The sequence below is a fragment of the Citrobacter rodentium NBRC 105723 = DSM 16636 genome (assembly GCF_021278985.1).
In the GTDB taxonomy this organism is placed as follows: domain Bacteria; phylum Pseudomonadota; class Gammaproteobacteria; order Enterobacterales; family Enterobacteriaceae; genus Citrobacter_A; species Citrobacter_A rodentium.
In genome coordinates this window covers 52,085-72,655 of the sequence record NZ_CP082833.1, presented here as the reverse complement: position 1 = coordinate 72,655, position 20,571 = coordinate 52,085, and the positions used below count along the sequence as shown (strand labels likewise).

Below are 20,571 nucleotides of genomic sequence, written 5' to 3'. Positions count from 1 at the left end.
GTTGCGGAGAAAAAGCATGGCCGGGAATGACCGCGAGCCAATTGGACGCAAAGGGAAACCCTCGCGTCCGGTGAAACAAAAGGTGAGTCGTCGCCAGCTCAGAGATGATGAGTATGACGACGAGTATGATGATGACTATGAGGATGAAGAACCGATGCCGCGTAAAGGTAAAGGCAAAGGGCGCAAGCCTCGTGGCAAGCGCGGTTGGCTGTGGCTGCTGCTGAAGATAGCGATTGTTTTTCTGGTGCTGTTTGCCATTTACGGCGTTTATCTGGATCAAAAAATCCGCAGCCGTATTGATGGCAAAGTCTGGCAGCTGCCGGCGGCCGTTTATGGCCGGATGGTGAACCTTGAGCCGGACATGTCGGTCAGCAAAAACGAAATGGTGCGTCTGCTGGAGGCCACGCAGTATCGGCAGGTCACGAAGATGACGCGTCCTGGCGAATTTACCGTGCAGGCGAACAGTATTGAGATGATCCGCCGTCCGTTTGACTTCCCGGACAGCAAAGAGGGGCAGGTACGCGCGCGTCTGACCTTCGATGACGGCCATCTGAACACCATCGTCAACATGGATAATAACCGTCAGTTCGGTTTCTTCCGTCTCGATCCGCGCCTGATCACCATGCTTTCCTCGCCGAACGGCGAGCAGCGCCTGTTTGTGCCGCGCAGCGGCTTCCCGGATCTGCTAGTGGATACGCTGCTGGCGACCGAAGACCGCCATTTCTATGAGCATGACGGGGTTAGCCTGTACTCGATCGGCCGCGCGGTGCTGGCCAACCTGACCGCCGGAAGGACGGTGCAGGGGGCCAGTACGCTGACGCAGCAGTTAGTGAAGAACCTGTTCCTCACCAGCGAGCGTTCCTACTGGCGTAAGGCCAACGAAGCCTATATGGCGCTGTTGATGGATGCCCGCTACAGCAAAGACCGTATTCTTGAGCTGTATATGAACGAGGTGTACCTCGGGCAGAGCGGCGATAACGAGATTCGCGGCTTCCCGCTGGCGAGCCTGTACTATTTTGGCCGACCGGTAGAGGAACTGAGCCTCGACCAGCAGGCGCTGCTGGTCGGAATGGTGAAAGGGGCTTCTATTTATAACCCGTGGCGCAACCCGAAGCTGGCGCTGGAGCGGCGTAACCTGGTGCTGCGCCTGCTGCAACAGCAGCAGATTATCGACCAGGAGCTGTACGACATGCTGAGCGCCCGTCCGCTGGGCGTGCAGCCGCGCGGCGGGGTGATCTCTCCGCAGCCGGCATTTATGCAGATGGTGCGCCAGGAGTTACAGGCGAAGCTGGGCGATAAAGTGAAAGATCTCTCCGGCGTGAAGATCTTCACCACCTTCGATCCTGTGGCGCAGGACGCCGCTGAAAAGGCGGCGGTGGAGGGCATTCCGGCGCTGAAGAAACAGCGTAAGCTTAGCGATCTGGAAACCGCGATTGTGGTGGTCGACCGCTTCAGCGGGGAAGTGCGCGCGATGGTCGGCGGCGCCGAGCCGCAGTTCGCGGGCTATAACCGCGCGATGCAGGCGCGCCGTTCGATTGGCTCGCTGGCAAAACCGGCGACCTACCTGACCGCCCTGAGCCAGCCGAAAATTTATCGTCTCAACACCTGGATTGCCGATGCGCCGATCGCGCTGCGTCAGCCTAACGGCCAGGTGTGGTCGCCGCAGAACGACGAGCGCCGCTACAGCGAAAGCGGAAAAGTGATGCTGGTGGATGCACTGACCCGTTCGATGAACGTGCCGACGGTCAATCTCGGGATGGCGCTGGGTCTGCCGGCGGTGACTGACACCTGGACGAAGCTCGGGGTGCCGAAGGATCAGCTGCATCCGGTTCCGGCCATGCTGCTGGGGGCGCTGAACCTGACGCCGATCGAAGTGGCGCAGGCGTTCCAGACTATCGCCAGCGGCGGTAACCGCGCGCCGCTCTCCGCGCTGCGTTCGGTGATTGCGGAAGACGGCGCCGTGCTGTACCAGAGCTTCCCGCAGGCGGAACGCGCCGTACCGGCGCAGGCGGCGTACATGACGCTGTGGACCATGCAGCAGGTTGTCCAGCGCGGTACGGGTCGCCAGCTGGGCGCGAAATACCCGGGGCTGCATCTGGCCGGGAAAACCGGGACCACCAACAACAACGTCGATACCTGGTTTGCCGGGATTGACGGCAGTCAGGTGACCATTACCTGGGTGGGGCGCGATAATAACCAGCCGACGAAACTGTACGGCGCGAGCGGGGCGATGTCGATTTACCAGCGTTATCTGGCAAACCAGACGCCGACCGCGCTGACGCTGACGCCGCCGGAAGACATTGTCGATATGGGCGTGGACTATGACGGAAACTTTGTCTGCAGCGGCGGGATGCGCACTCTGCCGGTGTGGACCAGCGATCCGGATGCGTTGTGCCAGCAGGGCGAGATGCAGCAACAGCAGCAACAGCCGTCGGGCAATCCGTTCGATCAGTCTTCTCAGCCGCAACAGCAGCAACAGCCGCCGCAGGAAGAGAAGAAAGACAGCGACGGCGTGGCTGGCTGGATTAAGGATATGTTCGGCGGCAATTGATCGCCGGGTTTCTGATATGCCCGCTGGTGCTGGCGCTTACCGGGCAAATGCCTGATGGCGCTATGCTTATCAGGCCTACGAGCCCTGTAGGCCGGATAAGGCGTTTACGCCGCCATCCGGCGCATCACGCATAACATTCCAGACTAATTCATTAACCCTTTCTTTTCATCTGGTTGTTTCTTAACCCCTTAGTTTTCGTAGGGGTGTGTACTGCTTGCTATCGCGCCAGCGTTTAGAATATTATTCTGCCGTCATAATAATAATTCTCGTTTACGTTATCATTCACTTTTCATCAGAGATATACCAATGGCGCGTCTTAAAACTGCTCAGCCAAACTCCTCGCTGCGTAAACTCGCAGTTGTAGTAGCCACAGCGGTTAGCGGCATGTCTGTCTATGCACAGGCGGCGGTTCAACCGAAAGAAGAAACCATTACCGTCACTGCCGCGCCTGCTCCGCAGGAAAGCGCCTGGGGACCGGCGGCGACCATCGCCGCGCGTCAGTCCGCGACGGCGACCAAAACCGATACCCCCATCCAGAAGGTGCCGCAGTCTATTTCTGTGGTCACCGCTGAAGAGATGGCGCTGCACCAGCCTAAATCGGTAAAAGAGGCGCTCAGCTATACCCCTGGCGTTGCCGTAGGCACCCGCGGCGCGTCTAACACCTATGATTACCTGATCATCCGCGGTTTCGCTGCCGACGGCCAGAGCCAGAATAACTATCTGAACGGCCTGAAGATGCAGGGCAACTTCTACAACGACGCGGTGATCGACCCTTATATGCTTGAACGCGCGGAAGTCATGCGCGGTCCGGTTTCCGTGCTTTACGGCAAAAGCAACCCGGGCGGCCTGCTGAATATGGTCAGCAAGCGCCCGACGACCGAACCGCTGAAAGAAGTCCAGTTTAAAATGGGCACCAACAGCCTGTTCCAGACCGGCTTTGACTTCAGCGATGCGCTGAATGACGACGGCGTTTACTCTTACCGCTTAACCGGCCTCGCGCGCTCGGCGAATGCCCAGCAGCAGGGTGCGGAAGAGCAGCGTTATGCCATCGCGCCTTCTTTTAGCTGGCGTCCGGATGATAAAACCAACTTCACCTTCCTCTCCTATTTCCAGAACGAGCCGGAAACCGGTTACTACGGCTGGCTGCCGAAAGAGGGGACGGTTTCTACACTGCCGAACGGTAAGCGTCTGTCGACCGACTTCAACGAAGGGGCGAACAACAACACCTACTCCCGTAACGAGAAGATGGTGGGGTACAGCTTCGACCACGAATTCAACGACACCTTTACCGTGCGCCAGAACCTGCGTTACGCGCAAAACAAAGTTGCGCAGAAAAGCGTCTATGGTTACGGCATGTGCTCCGATCCGATGTATTCGAGCAATCCGGATTCCAGCCCTTGCGCCAGCGTTTCGCAGTCAGAGTGGGGCCACACGCTGACTCGTCAGTACGTTGTCGATAACGAAAAGCTGGAAAACTTCGCGGTGGATACGCAACTGCAAAGCAAATTCGCCACCGGCTCTGTCGATCACACTCTGCTGACCGGCGTTGATTTTATGCGTATGCGTAACGATATCGACTCCTGGTTTGGCTATGTCGGTTCCGTTACGCCGTCTGATATCTATAACCTCGACCGCAGCGACTTCGATTTCAATTCGCGCGATCCGGACACTTCCGGCCCCTATCAGATCCTGAATAAGCAGAAACAAACCGGTCTTTATGTGCAGGATCAGATGCAGTGGGATAAGGTGCTGGTGACGCTCGGTGGTCGTTATGACTGGGCGAAACAGGACTCCCTGAACCGCGTGTCTGGTACCACCGACTCCCGTGAGGACAAAGAATTCACCTGGCGTGGCGGTATTAACTACCTGTTTGATAACGGCGTAACGCCGTACTTCAGCTATAGCGAGTCGTTTGAACCGGCTTCCCAGACCGGGGCCAGCGGTAATATTTTCGCGCCGTCAAAAGGCAAGCAGTACGAAGCAGGCGTGAAGTATGTGCCCAACGATCGTCCGATTGTGATTACCGGCGCGGTCTATCAGCTGACCAAATCCAACAACCTGATGTCTGACCCAACGCCAGGCTCCTTCTTCTCCATTGAAGGCGGCGAAATTCGCTCGCGCGGCGTGGAAATTGAGGCGAAAGCGGCGCTGTCGGCCAGCGTTAACGTGGTGGGCTCATATACTTACACCGACGCGGAATACACCACCGATACCCGCTACAAAGGCAACACCCCGGCGCAGGTGCCAGAGCATATGGCCTCCCTGTGGGGCGACTACACCTTCTTTGACGGCGCGCTCTCCGGCCTGACGCTGGGCGCGGGCGGACGTTACTCCGGCTCCAGCTATGGCGATCCGGCGAACTCGTTTAAAGTGGGCAGCTATACCGTAGTAGATGCGCTGGTCCGTTACGACCTGGCGCGCCTGGGAATGGCAGGCTCTAACGTCGCGCTGCACGTCAACAACCTGTTCGATCGTGAATATGTCGCCAGCTGCTTTAACACCTATGGCTGCTTCTGGGGCGCGGAACGTCAGGTCGTTGCAACAGCAACCTTCCGCTTCTGATTTCTCTTTGGGCACGCGTTGCGTGCCCGCTTTACAAGTTGGCCGCTATGCAGGAACAGACCCATCATCCCGATACCACCTTTGCACTGCGTGATGTCACCTTCCGCGTGCCGGGGCGCACGCTTCTGCATCCTCTGTCGTTAACCTTTCCTGTCGGTAAAGTGACGGGCCTGATTGGTCATAACGGCTCAGGAAAATCCACTCTGCTGAAAATGCTTGGTCGCCATCAGCCGCCGTCGGAAGGGGAGATCCTGCTGGACGCCCAGCCGCTGGAGAGCTGGAGCAGCAAAGCGTTTGCCCGCAAGGTGGCTTATCTGCCGCAGCAGCTGCCGCCCGCGGAAGGGATGACTGTGCGGGAACTGGTGGCGATTGGCCGCTATCCGTGGCACGGGGCGCTGGGGCGCTTTGGCATTGCGGACAGAGAAAAAGTGGAAGAGGCGATTACGCTGGTGGGGCTGAAACCGCTGGCGCATCGTCTGGTGGACAGCCTCTCCGGCGGCGAACGGCAGCGGGCGTGGATTGCGATGCTGGTGGCGCAGGACAGCCGCTGTCTGCTGCTGGATGAACCGACCTCGGCGCTGGATATCGCCCATCAGGTGGACGTGCTGGCGCTGGTGCACCGCTTAAGCCAGCAGCGCGGCCTGACGGTGATTGCCGTATTGCACGACATCAACATGGCCGCCCGCTACTGCGACTATCTGGTGGCGCTGCGCGGCGGCGAAATGATTGCCGAGGGGACGCCCGCCGCGCTGATGCGTGGCGAAACCCTGGAGCAGATTTATGGTATTCCGATGGGGATCCTGCCGCATCCGGCGGGCGCCGCCCCGGTGAGTTTTGTCTATTAATGAGCGGATTACACCATCTCACGCGCCGTCGTTTATTAACGGCGATGGCGCTCTCGCCGTTACTCTGGCAGATGCGCCCGGCCCGCGCGGCCTCCATCGATCTGCAACGCATCGTGGCGCTGGAATGGCTGCCGGTCGAACTGCTGCTGGCGCTTGGCGTCACGCCCTATGGCGTCGCGGATATCCCGAACTACCGACTGTGGGTGAACGAACCGCCGTTGCCGGCGTCGGTCATTGACGTTGGGCTGCGTACTGAACCCAATCTCGAACTGCTGACCGAAATGAAGCCTTCGTTTATGGTCTGGTCGGCAGGGTATGGCCCTTCGCCAGAGAAACTGGCGCGCATCGCCCCTGGCCGCGGATTTAATTTCAGCGACGGAAAACAACCTTTAGCGGTTGCCCGTCAGTCGCTGCTTGAGCTGGGGCAACTGCTGAATCTGGCACCGGCGGCGACGCGCCACCTGAGCGAATTCGACCAGTTTATCGCCAGCAGAAAGCCGCGTTTTGCCCGGCGCGGGGAACGGCCGCTATTGCTTATCACTCAGCTTGATGCGCGCCATATGCTGGTGTTTGGTCCGAACTGCCTGTTTCAGGCGGTGCTTGACGAGTACGGCATCCGCAACGCCTGGCAGGGAGAAACCAACTTCTGGGGCAGCACCGTGGTGGGCATCGATCGGCTTGCCGCCTATAAAGATGCCGATGTGCTCTGTTTTGATCATGGCGACAACAAAGAGATGGATTCGCTGGTGCGTACGCCGCTGTGGCAGGCGATGCCGTTTGTCCGCGCAGGCCGCTTCCAGCGCGTTCCGGCGGTGTGGTTCTACGGCGCGACGCTGTCGGCAATGCGTTTTGTGCGGATACTGGATCAGGCGCTGGGAGGCAAAGCGTGAGTAAGCGTATTGCTCTTCTCCCGGCTTCCCTGCTGGCGCTGTTGTTTTTCGTCGCGGCAGGCTTAAGCTGGACGAATCTTTCCGTCGCGCTGCCGCGCAGCCAGTGGCAGCAGGCGCTGTGGTCGCCGGATATCGATAGCATCGGGCAGATGATATTCTACTACAGCCTGCTGCCGCGGCTGGTTATCTCCCTGCTGGTGGGGGCCGGGCTGGGGCTGGTGGGCGTGCTGTTTCAGCAGGTGCTGCGTAATCCGCTGGCGGAGCCGACGACGCTCGGCGTGGCGACCGGCGCGCAGCTTGGCGTCACGGTCACGACGCTGTGGGCGATTCCGGGCATGATGGCGGCGCAGTTTGCCGCGCTGGCCGGAGCGTGCATCGTCGGCGCGCTGGTGTTTGGCGTCGCGTGGGGCAAACGGCTGTCGCCCGTCACCCTCATTCTCGCGGGGCTGGTGGTAAGCCTGTACTGCGGGGCGGTTAATCAGCTGTTGGTGTTGTTTCATCACGATCAGCTGCAAAGCATGTTCCTGTGGAGTACCGGCACGCTGACGCAAACCGACTGGAGCGGCGTACAGCGACTGTGGCCGCAGCTGCTCGGCGGCGTGGTGCTCACGCTGCTGCTGTTACGTCCGTTGACCTTAATGGGGCTGGATGACGGCGTGGCGCGTAATCTTGGACTGGCGCTGTCGCTGGCGCGGCTGGCGGCATTGACGCTGGCGATTGTGCTCAGCGCGCTGCTGGTCAACGCCGTCGGGATTATCGGCTTTATCGGCCTGTTCGCGCCGCTGCTGGCGAAAATGCTCGGCGCGCGGCGTCTGCTGGCCCGGCTGATGTTGGCGCCGCTGATTGGCGCGCTGATCCTCTGGCTTTCCGATCAGATCATACTCTGGCTGAGCCGCGTGTGGATGGAGGTTTCTACCGGTTCGGTTACCGCGCTGATTGGCGCGCCGTTGCTGCTATGGCTGCTGCCGCGCTTACGCAGTATGAGCGCGCCGGATATGAACGTCAGCAACCGTGTGGCCACAGAGCGTCGCCACGTGGCGGGATACGCCCTGGCTGGACTCATTATCCTGTTGCTTGGCGCCTGGGTTGCGCTTTCGCTGGGGCGCGACGTGCACGGCTGGAGCTGGGCGAGCGGCGCGTTGCTGGACGAACTGATGCCGTGGCGCTGGCCGCGCATCCTGGCGGCGCTGATCGCCGGGGTGATGCTGGCGGTGGCGGGCTGTATTATTCAGCGCCTGACCGGTAACCCGATGGCGAGTCCGGAAGTGCTGGGGATTAGCTCCGGCGCGGCGTTCGGCGTGGTGCTGATGCTGTTTCTGGTGCCGGGGGATGCGTTTGGTTGGCTGCTGCCTGCCGGGAGCCTTGGCGCGGCAGCCACGCTGCTGGTCATTATGATCGCCGCCGGACGCGGCGGCTTTTCGCCTCAGCGTATGCTGCTGGCGGGGATGGCGCTCAGCACCGCTTTTACCATGCTGTTGATGATGTTGCAGGCGAGCGGCGATCCGCGGATGGCGAGCGTACTGACCTGGATCTCCGGTTCGACCTATAACGCTTCCGGAGAACAGGCGCTGCGCACCGGTATTGTGATGGTGATTCTGCTGGCGCTGACGCCGCTGTGCCGTCGCTGGCTGACGATCTTAACGCTGGGCGGCGATACCGCGCGGGCGGTCGGTATGGCGCTGACTCCGTCACGTATTGGCCTGTTGCTGCTGGCGGCCAGTCTGACCGCCACGGCGACGATGACCATCGGACCGCTGAGCTTCGTCGGGCTGATGGCGCCGCACATCGCGCGAATGCTCGGTTTTCGCCGTACCATGCCGCATATCGTAATGTCGGGATTAGTGGGGGGCCTGCTGCTGGTCTTCGCCGACTGGTGCGGCAGAATGGTGCTGTTCCCGTATCAGATCCCGGCCGGGATCCTGTCGACCTTTATCGGCGCGCCGTATTTTATTTATCTGCTGCGGAAGCAGAGCCGTTAATTTTGCCGGTGGGGGAGTATCATTGTAGGCCGGGCAAGCGCAGCGCCCCCGGCAGGATTTGCCGGATGGCGGCTTCGCCTTACCCGACCTCTTTTTTACAGCTTCGCAAACACCCGACGCGCGGCGTCAATGGTGTTATTAATATCTTCCATGCTGTGCGCCACTGACATAAAGCCCGCCTCAAACGCCGACGGCGCCAGATAAACGCCTTCCTCCAGCATCAGGTGGAAGAAACGTTTAAAGCGCTCCACGTCGCACGCCATGACGTCCTGATAGCAGGTGACGGATTGCGCGTCGGTGAAGAAAATGCCGAACATGCCGCCGACGTGATTCACCACCAGCGGGATATGGGCTTCCTGCGCCGCCTCCAGCAGACCTTCCGCCAGGCGGGTGGTCAGTTCATCCAGCGTGTCATGAACGCCCGGTTGCGCCACTTCGTTCAGGCAGGCAAAGCCTGCCGCCATCGCAATCGGGTTGCCGGACAGCGTACCCGCCTGATAGACCGGACCGGTCGGCGCCAGCGCTTCCATTACCTCGCGACGACCGCCGAAGGCGCCTACCGGCATTCCGCCGCCGATAATTTTGCCCAGGCAGGTGAGATCCGGCGTCACGCCGTAGTAATCCTGCGCGCCGGCCAGCGCCACGCGAAAGCCGGTCATTACTTCATCAATAATCAGCAGCGCGCCGAATTCGTCGCACAGGGCGCGCAGACCTGGCAGAAATTCCGGCAGCGGCGGAATGCAGTTCATATTGCCCGCGACCGGCTCAACGATGATACAGGCGATCTCCTGCGGGAACTGCGTGAACGCGGCGCGTACCGAGTCGAGATCGTTGTAGGTGCAGGTCAGCGTATGTTTAGCGAAATCCGCCGGTACGCCCGGCGAATTCGGCTGGCCCAGCGTCAGCGCGCCGGAACCGGCTTTGACCAGCAGGCAGTCCGCGTGTCCATGGTAGCAGCCTTCAAATTTGATGATCTTGTCGCGACCGGTGAATCCGCGCGCCAGACGAATGGCGCTCATCGTCGCTTCAGTACCGGAGTTCACCATGCGCACCATGTCCATCGTCGGCACCAGCTCCGTCACCAGCGCCGCCATTTTGACCTCCATCTCGGTCGGCGCGCCGAAGCTTAAGCCGCGTTCAGCCGCTTCGATCACCGCGTTGCGGATGGCCGGATGGTTGTGGCCCAGCACCATCGGCCCCCAGGAGCCGACGTAATCGATATACGCTTTGCCATCGACGTCATACAGATACGCGCCGTCTGCTTTTTCAATAAACAGTGGAGTGCCACCCACGCCGGTAAAGGCGCGAACGGGAGAGTTAACGCCGCCGGGGATTAGCTCGCGCGCCGCGCTAAAAAGGTTCTCTGACTTGCTCATGGATGGATTCCTGGTTCGTGGAAAAAGTGAATGCCCGCTATTCTAATTATTCAGGGAAGGTTATGAAAGTTTTGCGCATTTGAAACATCACGATTTGCAGGGGATTTTCCGGCGAGAGGCGAGTACAATGCCGCCTCTGCATTTGTATTACCAATTAATGATCATCTGATGAAGACTGAAACTCCCTCTTTTGAAGCACAGCAAATCGTGCGTTTGCGCCGCCGGGATCAAATCCGCCGCCTGCTGGAGCGGGATAAAACGCCGCTGGCGATCTTATGTATGGCGGCGGTGGTCGGGACGATTACCGGCATCGTTGGCGTCGCGTTCGAAAAAGCGGTGACCTGGGTGCAGAATATGCGTATTGGCGCGCTGGCGAGCGTCGCCGACCACGCGTGGCTTCTCTGGCCGCTGGCGTTTATTCTCTCCGGATTGCTGGCGATGGTCGGCTATTTTCTGGTGCGTAAATTCGCTCCGGAAGCGGGCGGCTCCGGGATTCCCGAAATCGAAGGCGCGCTGGAGGAGCTGCGTCCGGTGCGCTGGTGGCGCGTGCTGCCGGTGAAGTTTATCGGCGGCATGGGAACGCTGGGCGCGGGCATGGTGCTCGGGCGCGAAGGGCCGACGGTGCAGCTCGGCGGCAACATTGGCCGTATGGTGCTGGATATCTTTCGTATGCGCAGCGCCGAAGCCCGCCACACCCTGCTGGCTACCGGGGCGGCAGCCGGTCTCTCAGCGGCTTTTAATGCGCCGCTGGCGGGGATCCTGTTTATTATTGAAGAGATGCGCCCGCAGTTTCGCTACAACCTCATCTCCATTAAAGCGGTATTTACCGGCGTGATTATGTCGAGCGTGGTATTCCGCATCTTTAACGGCGAATCGCCGATTATTGAGATCGGTAAGCTCTCTAATGCGCCGGTTAATACGCTGTGGCTCTACCTTGTTCTCGGCATGATTTTTGGCTGCGTGGGGCCGGTATTTAATAAGCTGGTGTTGCGCACGCAGGATATGTTCCAGCGTTTTCACGGTGGCAATATCACCAAATGGGTGCTGATGGGCGGCGTGATTGGCGGCCTGTGCGGTATTCTCGGGCTGATAGAGCCCGAAGCGGCGGGCGGCGGCTTCAACCTGATCCCCATCGCGGCGGCGGGCAACTTCAGCGTCGGTTTGCTGCTGTTTATCTTTATTGCCCGGGTGATCACCACGCTGCTCTGCTTCTCCTCCGGCGCGCCGGGGGGCATTTTTGCGCCGATGCTGGCGCTCGGCACGCTGCTCGGCACCGCCTTCGGTATGGCGGCGGCGGTCAGCTTCCCGCACTATCAGCTGGAGGCAGGGACGTTTGCCATCGCCGGAATGGGAGCGCTGATGGCGGCGTCCGTGCGCGCGCCATTGACCGGCATCGTGCTGGTGCTGGAGATGACCGATAATTACCAGCTCATTTTGCCAATGATTATTACCTGTCTTGGCGCAACACTATTAGCGCAATTCCTCGGTGGAAAACCGCTATACTCCACCATTCTTGCCCGCACCCTGGCGAAGCAGGAAGCGGAGCAGGCGGCGAAGAGCCAGGCCGCCGCCGCAGGCGAGAATACTTGAATGAAATACCAGGGTATTAGATAATGGGCGCAAAGTTGGGTTATTATTTGCCCAATTGCCGATGTCGTTTGGAGCAAATTTATGAGTGATGACGTAGCGCTGCCACTGCAATTTACTGAAGCAGCAGCCAATAAAGTGAAAAGCCTGATCGCTGACGAAGACAATCCCAATCTGAAGCTGCGCGTGTATATCACTGGCGGCGGTTGCAGCGGTTTCCAGTATGGTTTTACCTTTGATGACCAGGTCAACGAAGGCGATATGACCATTGAGAAGCAGGGGGTTGGTCTGGTGGTTGACCCGATGAGTTTGCAGTATCTGGTTGGCGGTTCTGTGGATTATACCGAAGGCCTGGAAGGTTCCCGCTTCGTCGTAACCAACCCGAATGCGAAAAGCACCTGCGGGTGTGGTTCGTCGTTCAGCATCTGACGTACAGCCGGAGCCCTTCCGGTTGTCGGTCCTCCATGCCCGGTAAGCATCGCGCCACCGGGCAATCCGCCGGATAGCGGCGTAACGTCTTATCCAGCCTGCAATGCCTGCCTCGTTGAGTTAACGTCCACTCTCATCTAACGCGAACGTCGGCAGTTTCAGATGCCAGCGGATCGCCGCCAGCCGAATGCACAACGTGACTACCATGCCCATCATACTGGCGGTTTCTAAGGGGATCGCGAAGGTATAAAAAGCGGTGGCGTGGACACTCCCGCCGATAATGCAGGCCGTCGCATAGATCTCCGTACGTAAAATCATCGGAATTTCGCGCGCCAGCACGTCGCGGATAATACCGCCGCCAACGCCGGTAATCACACCCATACAGATCGCCACCAGAGGGCCGCTGTCGGCAATAAACGCTTTATTGACGCCAATGCCGACAAACACCGCCAGACCGACGGCGTCGAGTACCGGCAGCATCCATTTGGGTAAGCGTCTCGGCTGGCGCACCAGCAGGATCGTCAGCATGCTGGTGACCATCGCCACCACCAGATCGGTGGGATCTTTTACCCAGAACACCGGCCCGTTATCCAGCGCCATATCACGGATCGTCCCGCCGCCGACGGCGGTGACCACGCCTAATACCAGCACGCCGAACGGGTCCATACGCAGTTTTCCGGCCAGCAATACGCCAGAGATAGCAAATACCGCGGTCCCGATAATATCCAGCCAATAGACGAGCATTGTCCGATCCTCATGTGAGCACGCAGAGCGGGCTCTAATTCACCTGTGAAAGCGCAGTGCAGAGTTGTTTTGCGGCGAGGATAATACGCGGGCTTGCGCGTTCAAACCAGTCACTGGTAAGGGGAATAACCGGAATTTTTAGCTGATTACCCCAGTATTGTTTAATTTTGAGAGTTTCCTCCGCATTACCGGCGACGACGATCGCCTGCGGAGCGCGGGCCAGCACCTGTTCGCGGCTTACCTGCGGCCAGGGAACCCGACTGTCGGCAAAGATGTTTTCCCCGCCGCACAGCTCCAGCACTTCATTTTGAATCGATCCTTTTGCGCTGGTGAAGGGAGGATTGATGCCAAACTGCAAAAACAGACGCTTTTTGCTTCTGTCCGCGTACTCAGATTTTAACTGCTGGTAATCGTCCAGCAGGCGCCGGGCGGCATGCTGCGCCTTTTCCGGCTGCGGACTCCAGGCGGCCAGTTTGCGCAGCGTTTGCGCGATTTGCTCAATGCTGGCGGCATCCACCCACATCACCCTGATGCCTAACGAGGTGAGTTGATTAACCTGCCGTTCCGCGTTGCCGCCGCGCCAGGCGATGACCAGATCCGGCTTCAGCGCCACAATGCGCTCCAGGTTCATGCCCTGCCAGGTTGACACCTGCTCAATGTCTCGCGCTGCGGGCGGGTAGTCAGAATAGCTGCTGACCGCGACGGGCGTAATGCCAGCGGCAAAGGCGAGTTCGGTATTGGCGGGAGAGAGGGTAATCACGCGCGGTGCGGCGCAGAGCGACACCGGGAGCCATAACAGCAGGGCGGCAAGCGCCCTGGAGAGAGAGTTAGCCATGCGCCAGTTTCTGTACCAGCGTTTCGACCATCAGACTTGACTGTTTCGCCGCGACCGCGAGGAATTCGTCGAAGCTCAGGTGCGACTGCTGATCGGCCACGTCAGAGATGGCGCGCACGACCACAAACGGCACGTTAAAGTTATGGCAGACGTGCGCAATCGCGGTGGCCTCCATCTCAACGGCAATCGCCTGCGGGAAGTTATGGCGGATTCTCGTCAGCCCCACGGAACCGTTAATAAAGGCATCGCCGCTGACGATCAGCCCGCGAACCGCATTCAGATTGAGTTGCGCAATGCACGACTCCGCCGCGGCCACCAGTTTCTCGTCGGCTTTAAAACCTGCCGGACAGCCCGGAAGCTGACCAAATTCATAGCCGAAGGCGGTGACGTCAGCGTCGTGGTAGCGCGCTTCGTCTGACACCACGATATCGCCAACCTTCAGCGTCGGCGCAAGACCGCCGGCGGAACCGGTATTGATAATCACATCCGGCTTGCAGTGCTCGAGCAGCAGCGTCGCGCCCAGCGCCGCCGCCACTTTACCGATCCCGGATTTCAGCAGCGCAACGTCGGTGCCGTTTAGCTGGCCGGTATAAATTTCACAGCCGCCCCGGCTGAACGTTTGCCGGTTTTCGATTTTGTCACGCAGCAGCGTCACTTCTTCTTCCATTGCACCAATGATGCCGATTTTCATAGATTTACTCGCGCCAGGTGAGAATTAAAGGCATAGTCTATCATGCGCTTAAGGGGAAGTGCATGCTCAGGGGGGAGGAGATGGCTCAGATTGATTTCCGCAAAAAAATAAACTGGCATCGTCGTTACCGTTCACCGCAGGGGGTGAAGACCGAACATGAAATCCTGCGCATCTTTGAAAGTGACCGTGGGCGGATAATCAATTCGCCGGCGATCCGTCGCCTGCAACAAAAAACGCAGGTGTTTCCGCTGGAGCGTAATGCGGCGGTGCGCACCCGTCTTACCCATTCGATGGAAGTGCAGCAGGTCGGACGCTATATCGCCAAAGAGGTGCTAAGCCGTCTCAAGGAGATGAAGCTGCTGGCGCAGTACGGCCTGGATGAGCTGACCGGCCCCTTCGAGAGCATTGTTGAAATGTCCTGCCTGATGCACGACATTGGCAACCCGCCGTTCGGTCATTTTGGCGAAGCGGCGATCAACGACTGGTTTCGCCAGCGCCTGCATCCGGCGGACGCCGAAAGCCAGCCGCTGACGGAAGACCGCTGTAAGGTGGCGTCGCTGCGCCTGCGCGAGGGCGAAGAGTCGCTGAACGATCTGCGGCGTAAAGTGCGTCAGGATCTGTGCCATTTTGAAGGGAATGCGCAGGGTATTCGGCTGGTGCAAACCCTTATGCGCATGAACCTGACCTGGGCGCAGGTGGGCGGGATTTTAAAATATACCCGTCCGGCATGGTGGCGCGGAGAAACGCCCGCGACGCACAATTATTTAATGAAAAAGCCGGGCTACTACCTGTCTGAAGAATCCTATATTGCGCGGTTGCGCCGGGAGCTGGATCTGGCGCTTTACAGTCGGTTTCCGTTAACCTGGATTATGGAAGCTGCCGATGATATTTCTTATTGCGTGGCCGATCTTGAAGACGCGGTAGAGAAAAGAATTTTCAGCGCAGAGCAGCTTTATCATCATTTGCAGGAAGCCTGGGGAGTCCATGAGAAAGGTTCGCTGTTTGCGCTGGTCGTGGAAAACGCGTGGGAGAAATCGCGCGCCAATACGCTGAGTCGCAGTACAGAAGATCAATTCTTTATGTATTTGCGGGTGAATACGCTAAATAAACTGGTGCCGTATGCCGCCCAGCGTTTTATTGATAATCTTGAACAGATTTTTGCCGGCACCTTTAATCAGGCGCTGCTGGAAGATGGCAGCAGCTTTAGTCGCCTGCTTAAGCTCTATAAAAATGTGGCGATAAAACATGTCTTTAGCCACCCGGAGGTCGAGCAGCTTGAGCTACAGGGCTACCGGGTCATTAGCGGCTTATTAGACATTTACCGTCCTTTATTAAGTCTGCCGCTGGCGGATTTTAGCGAGCTGGTGGAAAAAGAGCGGCTGATGCGTTTCCCGATTGAGTCGCGCTTATTCCAGAAGCTTTCCACGCGTCATCGGCTGGCCTACATTGAGGCGGTAAGTAAATTAGCGCCAGACTCGCTTGAATACCCGGTAATGGAATATTATTACCGCTGTCGATTGATTCAGGATTATATCAGCGGTATGACCGATCTCTATGCCTGGGATGAATATCGTCGGCTGATGGCGGTCGAACAATAAAGTAAGTTTTGTAAAGACGGACAATAAAATTTTACCTTTTCCATAAACTTTCGTCCGGAACTTCGCGTTATAAAATGAATCTGAGGTACACAGCAATTTTGCGTTATCTGTTAATCGAGACTGAAACACATGAAAAAAACCACGTTAGCAATGAGTGCACTGGCTCTGAGTTTAGGTTTGGCGTTATCTCCGCTTTCTGCCACCGCCGCTGAGACTGCCTCAGCGACGACTTCTCAGCAGATGCCAAGCCTGGCGCCGATGCTCGAAAAAGTGATGCCATCGGTGGTCAGCATTAACGTTGAAGGTAGCACAACCGTAAACACCCCGCGGATGCCGCGTAACTTCCAGCAGTTCTTTGGTGATGATTCGCCGTTCTGCCAGGAGGGTTCTCCGTTCCAGAGCTCCCCGTTCTGTCAGGGCGGCCAGGGCGGCGGACAACAGCAGAAGTTTATGGCGCTGGGTTCCGGCGTGATCATTGACGCCGCGAAGGGCTACGTCGTCACCAATAACCACGTGGTGGACAACGCCACGGTCATTAAAGTACAGCTGAGCGATGGCCGCAAATTCGACGCCAAAGTGGTCGGCAAAGATCCGCGTTCCGATATTGCCTTAATCCAGATTCAGGATCCGAAAAACCTGACGGCGATTAAGCTCGCCGACTCCGACACGCTGCGCGTCGGCGACTACACCGTCGCCATCGGCAACCCGTTTGGCCTGGGCGAAACCGTGACTTCCGGTATCGTCTCTGCGCTGGGCCGTAGCGGCCTGAACGCGGAAAACTATGAAAACTTCATTCAGACCGACGCCGCGATTAACCGCGGTAACTCCGGCGGCGCGCTGGTTAACCTGAACGGGGAACTGATCGGCATTAACACCGCGATCCTCGCGCCGGACGGCGGCAACATCGGCATCGGCTTTGCTATCCCGAGCAATATGGTGAAAAACCTGACCGCGCAGATGGTCGAATTCGGCCAGGTGAAACGCGGCGAGCTGGGTATTATGGGCACCGAACTGAACTCTGAACTGGCGAAAGCGATGAAGGTTGACGCCCAGCGCGGCGCGTTTGTCAGCCAGGTAATGCCGAACTCTTCGGCGGCGAAGGCGGGGATTAAAGCTGGCGACGTGATTACTTCGCTGAACGGTAAGCCGATCAGCAGCTTCGCCGCGCTGCGTGCCCAGGTCGGCACCATGCCGGTCGGCAGCAAAATCACGCTTGGCCTGCTGCGCGATGGTAAGCCGGTGACGGTGAATCTGGAACTGCAGCAGAGCAGCCAGAATCAGGTTGACTCCAGCTCTATCTTCAGCGGCATTGAAGGCGCGGAAATGAGCAACAAGGGTCAGGATAAAGGCGTGGTGGTGAATAACGTGAAAGCGAATTCTCCGGCGGCGCAGATTGGCCTGAAGAAAGGCGATGTGATTGTCGGCGCGAACCAGCAGCGCGTGAAAAACATCGCCGAGCTGCGCAAGATCCTCGACAGCAAGCCGTCCGTGCTTGCGCTGAATATCCAGCGTGGCGACAGTTCCATCTACCTGCTGATGCAGTAATCCCTTCTTAACGCCCTTCCCGGACAGGGAAGGGCATGTTTTTGTGATATTTCCCACAACTCCATACATATTCTCTCTGCTTTGTGCATTTGCACAATGTTGTGTCCGGCGAACTTCCTTATCCTTGAGCTCTGCTCACAGGAGGGTTTATGGCTGGCTGGCACCTTGATACCAAAATGGCGCAGGATATCGTGGCGCGCACGATGCGCATTATCGATACCAATATCAACGTAATGGATGCCCGTGGACGTATTATCGGCAGCGGCGATCGCGAGCGTATTGGTGAATTGCACGAAGGCGCGCTGCTGGTGCTCTCTCAGGGACGCGTGGTGGATATTGATGACGCGGTGGCGCGGCATCTGCACGGCGTGCGTCAGGGGATCAACCTGCCGCTGCGTCTGGAAGGGGAGATCGTTGGCGTTATCGGCTTAACCGGCGAGCCGGAGCATCTGCGCAAATACGGCGAACTGGTGTGCATGACGGCAGAGATGATGCTTGAGCAGTCGCGTCTGATGCACCTGCTGGCCCAGGACAGCCGCCTGCGCGAAGAGCTGGTAATGAACCTGATCCAGGCGGAGGAGAACACCCCGGCGCTGACCGAGTGGGCGCAGCGACTGGGCATCGATCTCAACCAGCCGCGCGTTGTGGCGGTGGTAGAGGTCGACAGCGGCCAGCTTGGCGTCGACAGCGCGATGGCGGAGCTGCAACAGTTACAGAACGCGCTGACCACCCCTGAACGCAATAACCTGATCGCGATTGTGTCTCTCACCGAGATGGTGGTGCTGAAACCGGCGCTGAATCAGTTTGGCCGCTGGGATGCGGAAGATCACCGCAAGCGCGTGGAGCAGCTCATTTCGCGGATGAAAGAGAACGGGCAACTGCGTTTTCGCGTCGCGTTGGGCAATTACTTTACCGGTCCGGGCAGTATTGCCCGTTCGTACCGCACCGCCCGCACCACGATGATGGTCGGCAAGCAGCGGATGCCGGAAAGCCGCAGCTATTTTTATCAGGATCTGATGCTGCCGGTGCTGCTCGACAGCCTGCGCGGCGGCTGGCAGGCCAACGAACTGGCGCGTCCTCTCACAAGGCTGAAGGCGATGGACAATAACGGTCTGCTGCGCCGGACGCTGACGGCATGGTTCCGGCATAACGTGCAGCCGCTGGCGACCTCGAAGGCGCTGTTTATTCACCGTAACACCCTGGAGTACCGCCTGAACCGCATTTCTGAACTGACCGGGCTGGATTTGGGCAATTTCGACGACAGATTATTACTGTACGTGGCGCTGCAACTGGATGAGCAGCGCTGAGAACGTGTTTGTTGATGGGGCATTTTGCCTGATGGCGCTGCGCTTATCAGGCCTGGGGACTGAGAACGTGTTTGTTGATGGGGGATTTTGCCTGATGGCGCTACGCTTATCAGACCTGGGGACTGAGAACGTGTTTGTTGATGGGGTATTTTGCCTGATGGCGCTGCGCTTATCAGGCCTACGGACTGTGATGTTTTGTAGGCCGGATAAGACGCTTGCGTCGCCATCCGGCAATGGTGAGCAGGCCTGGGGGGACTCTCAGACCAGTGAACGAAAGAGATAGCTACGCCGCCATTCGGTAACAATCGCTTATTTACGCGTCAGTTTTTCCAGATCGGCTTCGATTTCCGTGATCTTATTCGCCACCACGCTTTCCAGATGGCGTAAGTCGTCGAGGATCTTGCGCTTCAGATCGACTTCGCTGCGATCGCGCTGGCAGATCTGATCCAGTTCGTCGATGACATAACGCAGATTAGGGCTGATCTCCTGCACCTCTTTGTAGCCCTGTCCGACGCCGTCGGCGACCACGGTTTTACGCTGGCGCGGATATTTAAACTTCACGCTTTTGGCAAAAAATTCGCCCCGATCCTTCTGGAAATAGATTTTCAGGATATCGTTGTTGGCTTCTTGCCGCAGGCTGTAACGATCGATTTCTTCAGGATTAGTAATGCCCAGACTTTTCAGATTGTCGTACATAGCGGTACCCTTAATCGCAACATAACCTATGAATAATTAATGAAAAGCCCCGTTTTCGCCACTCACAGAGACAAAAAAAGCGGGCTAAGCCCGCTTTTTCAAAACCGCTGTCAGTCGATGGTGCGCAATAATTCGTTGATGCCCACTTTGCCGCGCGTTTTGGCGTCGACTTTTTTCACAATCACCGCGCAGTACAGGCTGTATTTGCCATCTTTGGACGGCAGGTTGCCGGAAACGACAACCGAACCCGCCGGCACGCGGCCATAATGCACTTCGCCGGTTTCGCGATCGTAAATACGGGTGCTCTGACCGATATAAACGCCCATCGAAATGACCGAACCCTCTTCCACGATAACGCCTTCCACCACTTCCGAACGCGCGCCGATGAAGCAGTGGTCTTCAATGATGGTCGGGTTGGCCTGCAACGGCTCCAGTACGCCACCGATGCCGACGCCGCCGGAGAGGTGAACGTTTTTACCAATCTGCGCGCAGGAGCCGACGGTCGCCCAGGTGTCCACCATCGTTCCTTCATCCACATAAGCGCCAATGTTGACATAGGAGGGCATCAGCACCGTGTTGCGGGCGATAAACGCGCCCTGACGGACCGCCGCTGGCGGCACCACGCGGAAACCTTCTTTCTGAAAGCGCGCTTCATCATAGTCGGCGAATTTCATCGGCACTTTATCGAAGTAGCGGCTTTCCGCGCCGTCGATAACCTGGTTATCGTTAATCCGGAAAGAGAGCAGGACCGCTTTTTTCAGCCACTGGTGTGTCACCCACTGGCCGTCAATTTTTTCTGCGACACGCAGTGCGCCGGAGTCCAGCAGAGAGATCACCTGATTCACTGCTTCACGGGTTACGGTATCCACATTGGCCGGCGTGATCTCGGCGCGGCGCTCAAAAGCGGTCTCAATAACGTTCTGTAACTGCTGCATT

Annotated in this window: 16 protein-coding genes; 10 read left to right on the top strand and 6 right to left on the bottom strand. The window is 58.2% G+C overall.

Annotated features, from left to right (window positions below):
• Positions 1–16: 16 nt before the first annotated feature.
• The 5 genes from mrcB to fhuB all read left to right on the top strand — a co-directional run bounded on the left by mrcB (position 17) and on the right by fhuB (position 8,827).
• Positions 17–2,551, top strand: coding sequence for a bifunctional glycosyl transferase/transpeptidase (gene mrcB / locus K7R23_RS00310; RefSeq protein ID WP_012904534.1), 2,535 nt, complete (start codon positions 17–19; stop codon positions 2,549–2,551).
• A gap of 306 nt (positions 2,552–2,857) precedes the next feature.
• Positions 2,858–5,113, top strand: coding sequence for a ferrichrome porin FhuA (fhuA, locus tag K7R23_RS00305; protein ID WP_012904535.1), 2,256 nt, complete (start codon positions 2,858–2,860; stop codon positions 5,111–5,113).
• Positions 5,114–5,160: 47 nt separating this feature from the next.
• On the top strand, positions 5,161–5,958 hold the full coding sequence (gene fhuC, locus K7R23_RS00300; protein WP_012904536.1) for a Fe3+-hydroxamate ABC transporter ATP-binding protein FhuC: 798 nt from the start codon (positions 5,161–5,163) through the stop codon (positions 5,956–5,958).
• Positions 5,958–6,848, top strand: coding sequence for a Fe(3+)-hydroxamate ABC transporter substrate-binding protein FhuD (gene fhuD / locus K7R23_RS00295; RefSeq protein ID WP_012904537.1), 891 nt, complete (start codon positions 5,958–5,960; stop codon positions 6,846–6,848). Before fhuC ends, fhuD begins: the two co-directional genes overlap by 1 nt.
• Complete coding sequence (gene fhuB, locus K7R23_RS00290) at positions 6,845–8,827, top strand: Fe(3+)-hydroxamate ABC transporter permease FhuB (protein WP_012904538.1); 1,983 nt, start codon at positions 6,845–6,847, stop codon at positions 8,825–8,827. The genes fhuD and fhuB overlap by 4 nt, the downstream gene beginning before the upstream one ends.
• A 95-nt stretch (positions 8,828–8,922) precedes the next feature.
• On the opposite strand, the gene hemL is transcribed toward fhuB, so the two are convergent.
• On the bottom strand, positions 8,923–10,203 hold the full coding sequence (hemL, locus tag K7R23_RS00285) for a glutamate-1-semialdehyde 2,1-aminomutase (protein WP_012904539.1): 1,281 nt from the start codon (positions 10,201–10,203) through the stop codon (positions 8,923–8,925).
• Between the two features lie 168 nt (positions 10,204–10,371).
• Between hemL and clcA the strand changes: the two genes are divergently transcribed.
• Positions 10,372–11,793, top strand: a complete 1,422-nt coding sequence (clcA, locus tag K7R23_RS00280) for a H(+)/Cl(-) exchange transporter ClcA (protein ID WP_012904540.1) — start codon at positions 10,372–10,374, stop codon at positions 11,791–11,793.
• A gap of 81 nt (positions 11,794–11,874) precedes the next feature.
• Positions 11,875–12,219, top strand: coding sequence for an iron-sulfur cluster insertion protein ErpA (gene erpA / locus K7R23_RS00275; protein ID WP_012904541.1), 345 nt, complete (start codon positions 11,875–11,877; stop codon positions 12,217–12,219).
• Between the two features lie 120 nt (positions 12,220–12,339).
• Here erpA and K7R23_RS00270 read toward each other — a convergent pair whose 3' ends face one another.
• Genes K7R23_RS00270 through mtnN form a run of 3 tightly spaced genes read right to left on the bottom strand, consistent with a single transcriptional unit; the run spans position 12,340 to position 14,489 of the window.
• Positions 12,340–12,963 (bottom strand): TRIC cation channel family protein, encoded by a 624-nt coding sequence (locus tag K7R23_RS00270; protein WP_012904542.1) that lies wholly within the window; start codon positions 12,961–12,963, stop codon positions 12,340–12,342.
• A 34-nt stretch (positions 12,964–12,997) separates the two neighbouring features.
• A complete protein-coding gene (gene btuF, locus K7R23_RS00265; protein WP_012904543.1) occupies positions 12,998–13,798 on the bottom strand; it encodes a vitamin B12 ABC transporter substrate-binding protein BtuF in 801 nt (266 codons plus the stop codon).
• Positions 13,791–14,489, bottom strand: a complete 699-nt coding sequence (gene mtnN, locus K7R23_RS00260; RefSeq protein ID WP_012904544.1) for a 5'-methylthioadenosine/S-adenosylhomocysteine nucleosidase — start codon at positions 14,487–14,489, stop codon at positions 13,791–13,793. Before mtnN ends, btuF begins: the two co-directional genes overlap by 8 nt.
• A gap of 80 nt (positions 14,490–14,569) precedes the next feature.
• On the opposite strand from mtnN, the gene dgt reads away from it, so the two are divergent.
• The 3 genes from dgt to cdaR all read left to right on the top strand — a co-directional run bounded on the left by dgt (position 14,570) and on the right by cdaR (position 18,939).
• Positions 14,570–16,087, top strand: a complete 1,518-nt coding sequence (gene dgt, locus K7R23_RS00255; protein WP_012904545.1) for a dGTPase — start codon at positions 14,570–14,572, stop codon at positions 16,085–16,087.
• Between the two features lie 129 nt (positions 16,088–16,216).
• Positions 16,217–17,632 carry a serine endoprotease DegP gene (degP, locus tag K7R23_RS00250; RefSeq protein WP_012904546.1) on the top strand — a complete coding sequence of 472 codons (1,416 nt, stop codon included), beginning with the start codon at positions 16,217–16,219 and terminating at the stop codon, positions 17,630–17,632.
• Between the two features lie 149 nt (positions 17,633–17,781).
• Positions 17,782–18,939, top strand: a complete 1,158-nt coding sequence (cdaR, locus tag K7R23_RS00245; protein WP_012904547.1) for a DNA-binding transcriptional regulator CdaR — start codon at positions 17,782–17,784, stop codon at positions 18,937–18,939.
• A gap of 309 nt (positions 18,940–19,248) precedes the next feature.
• Here cdaR and K7R23_RS00240 read toward each other — a convergent pair whose 3' ends face one another.
• Together K7R23_RS00240 and dapD are read right to left on the bottom strand one after the other, a co-directional pair.
• On the bottom strand, positions 19,249–19,635 hold the full coding sequence (locus K7R23_RS00240) for a DUF3461 family protein (protein WP_012904549.1): 387 nt from the start codon (positions 19,633–19,635) through the stop codon (positions 19,249–19,251).
• Positions 19,636–19,745: 110 nt separating this feature from the next.
• Positions 19,746–20,570, bottom strand: coding sequence for a 2,3,4,5-tetrahydropyridine-2,6-dicarboxylate N-succinyltransferase (dapD, locus tag K7R23_RS00235; protein WP_012904550.1), 825 nt, complete (start codon positions 20,568–20,570; stop codon positions 19,746–19,748).
• Position 20,571 lies beyond the last annotated feature (1 nt).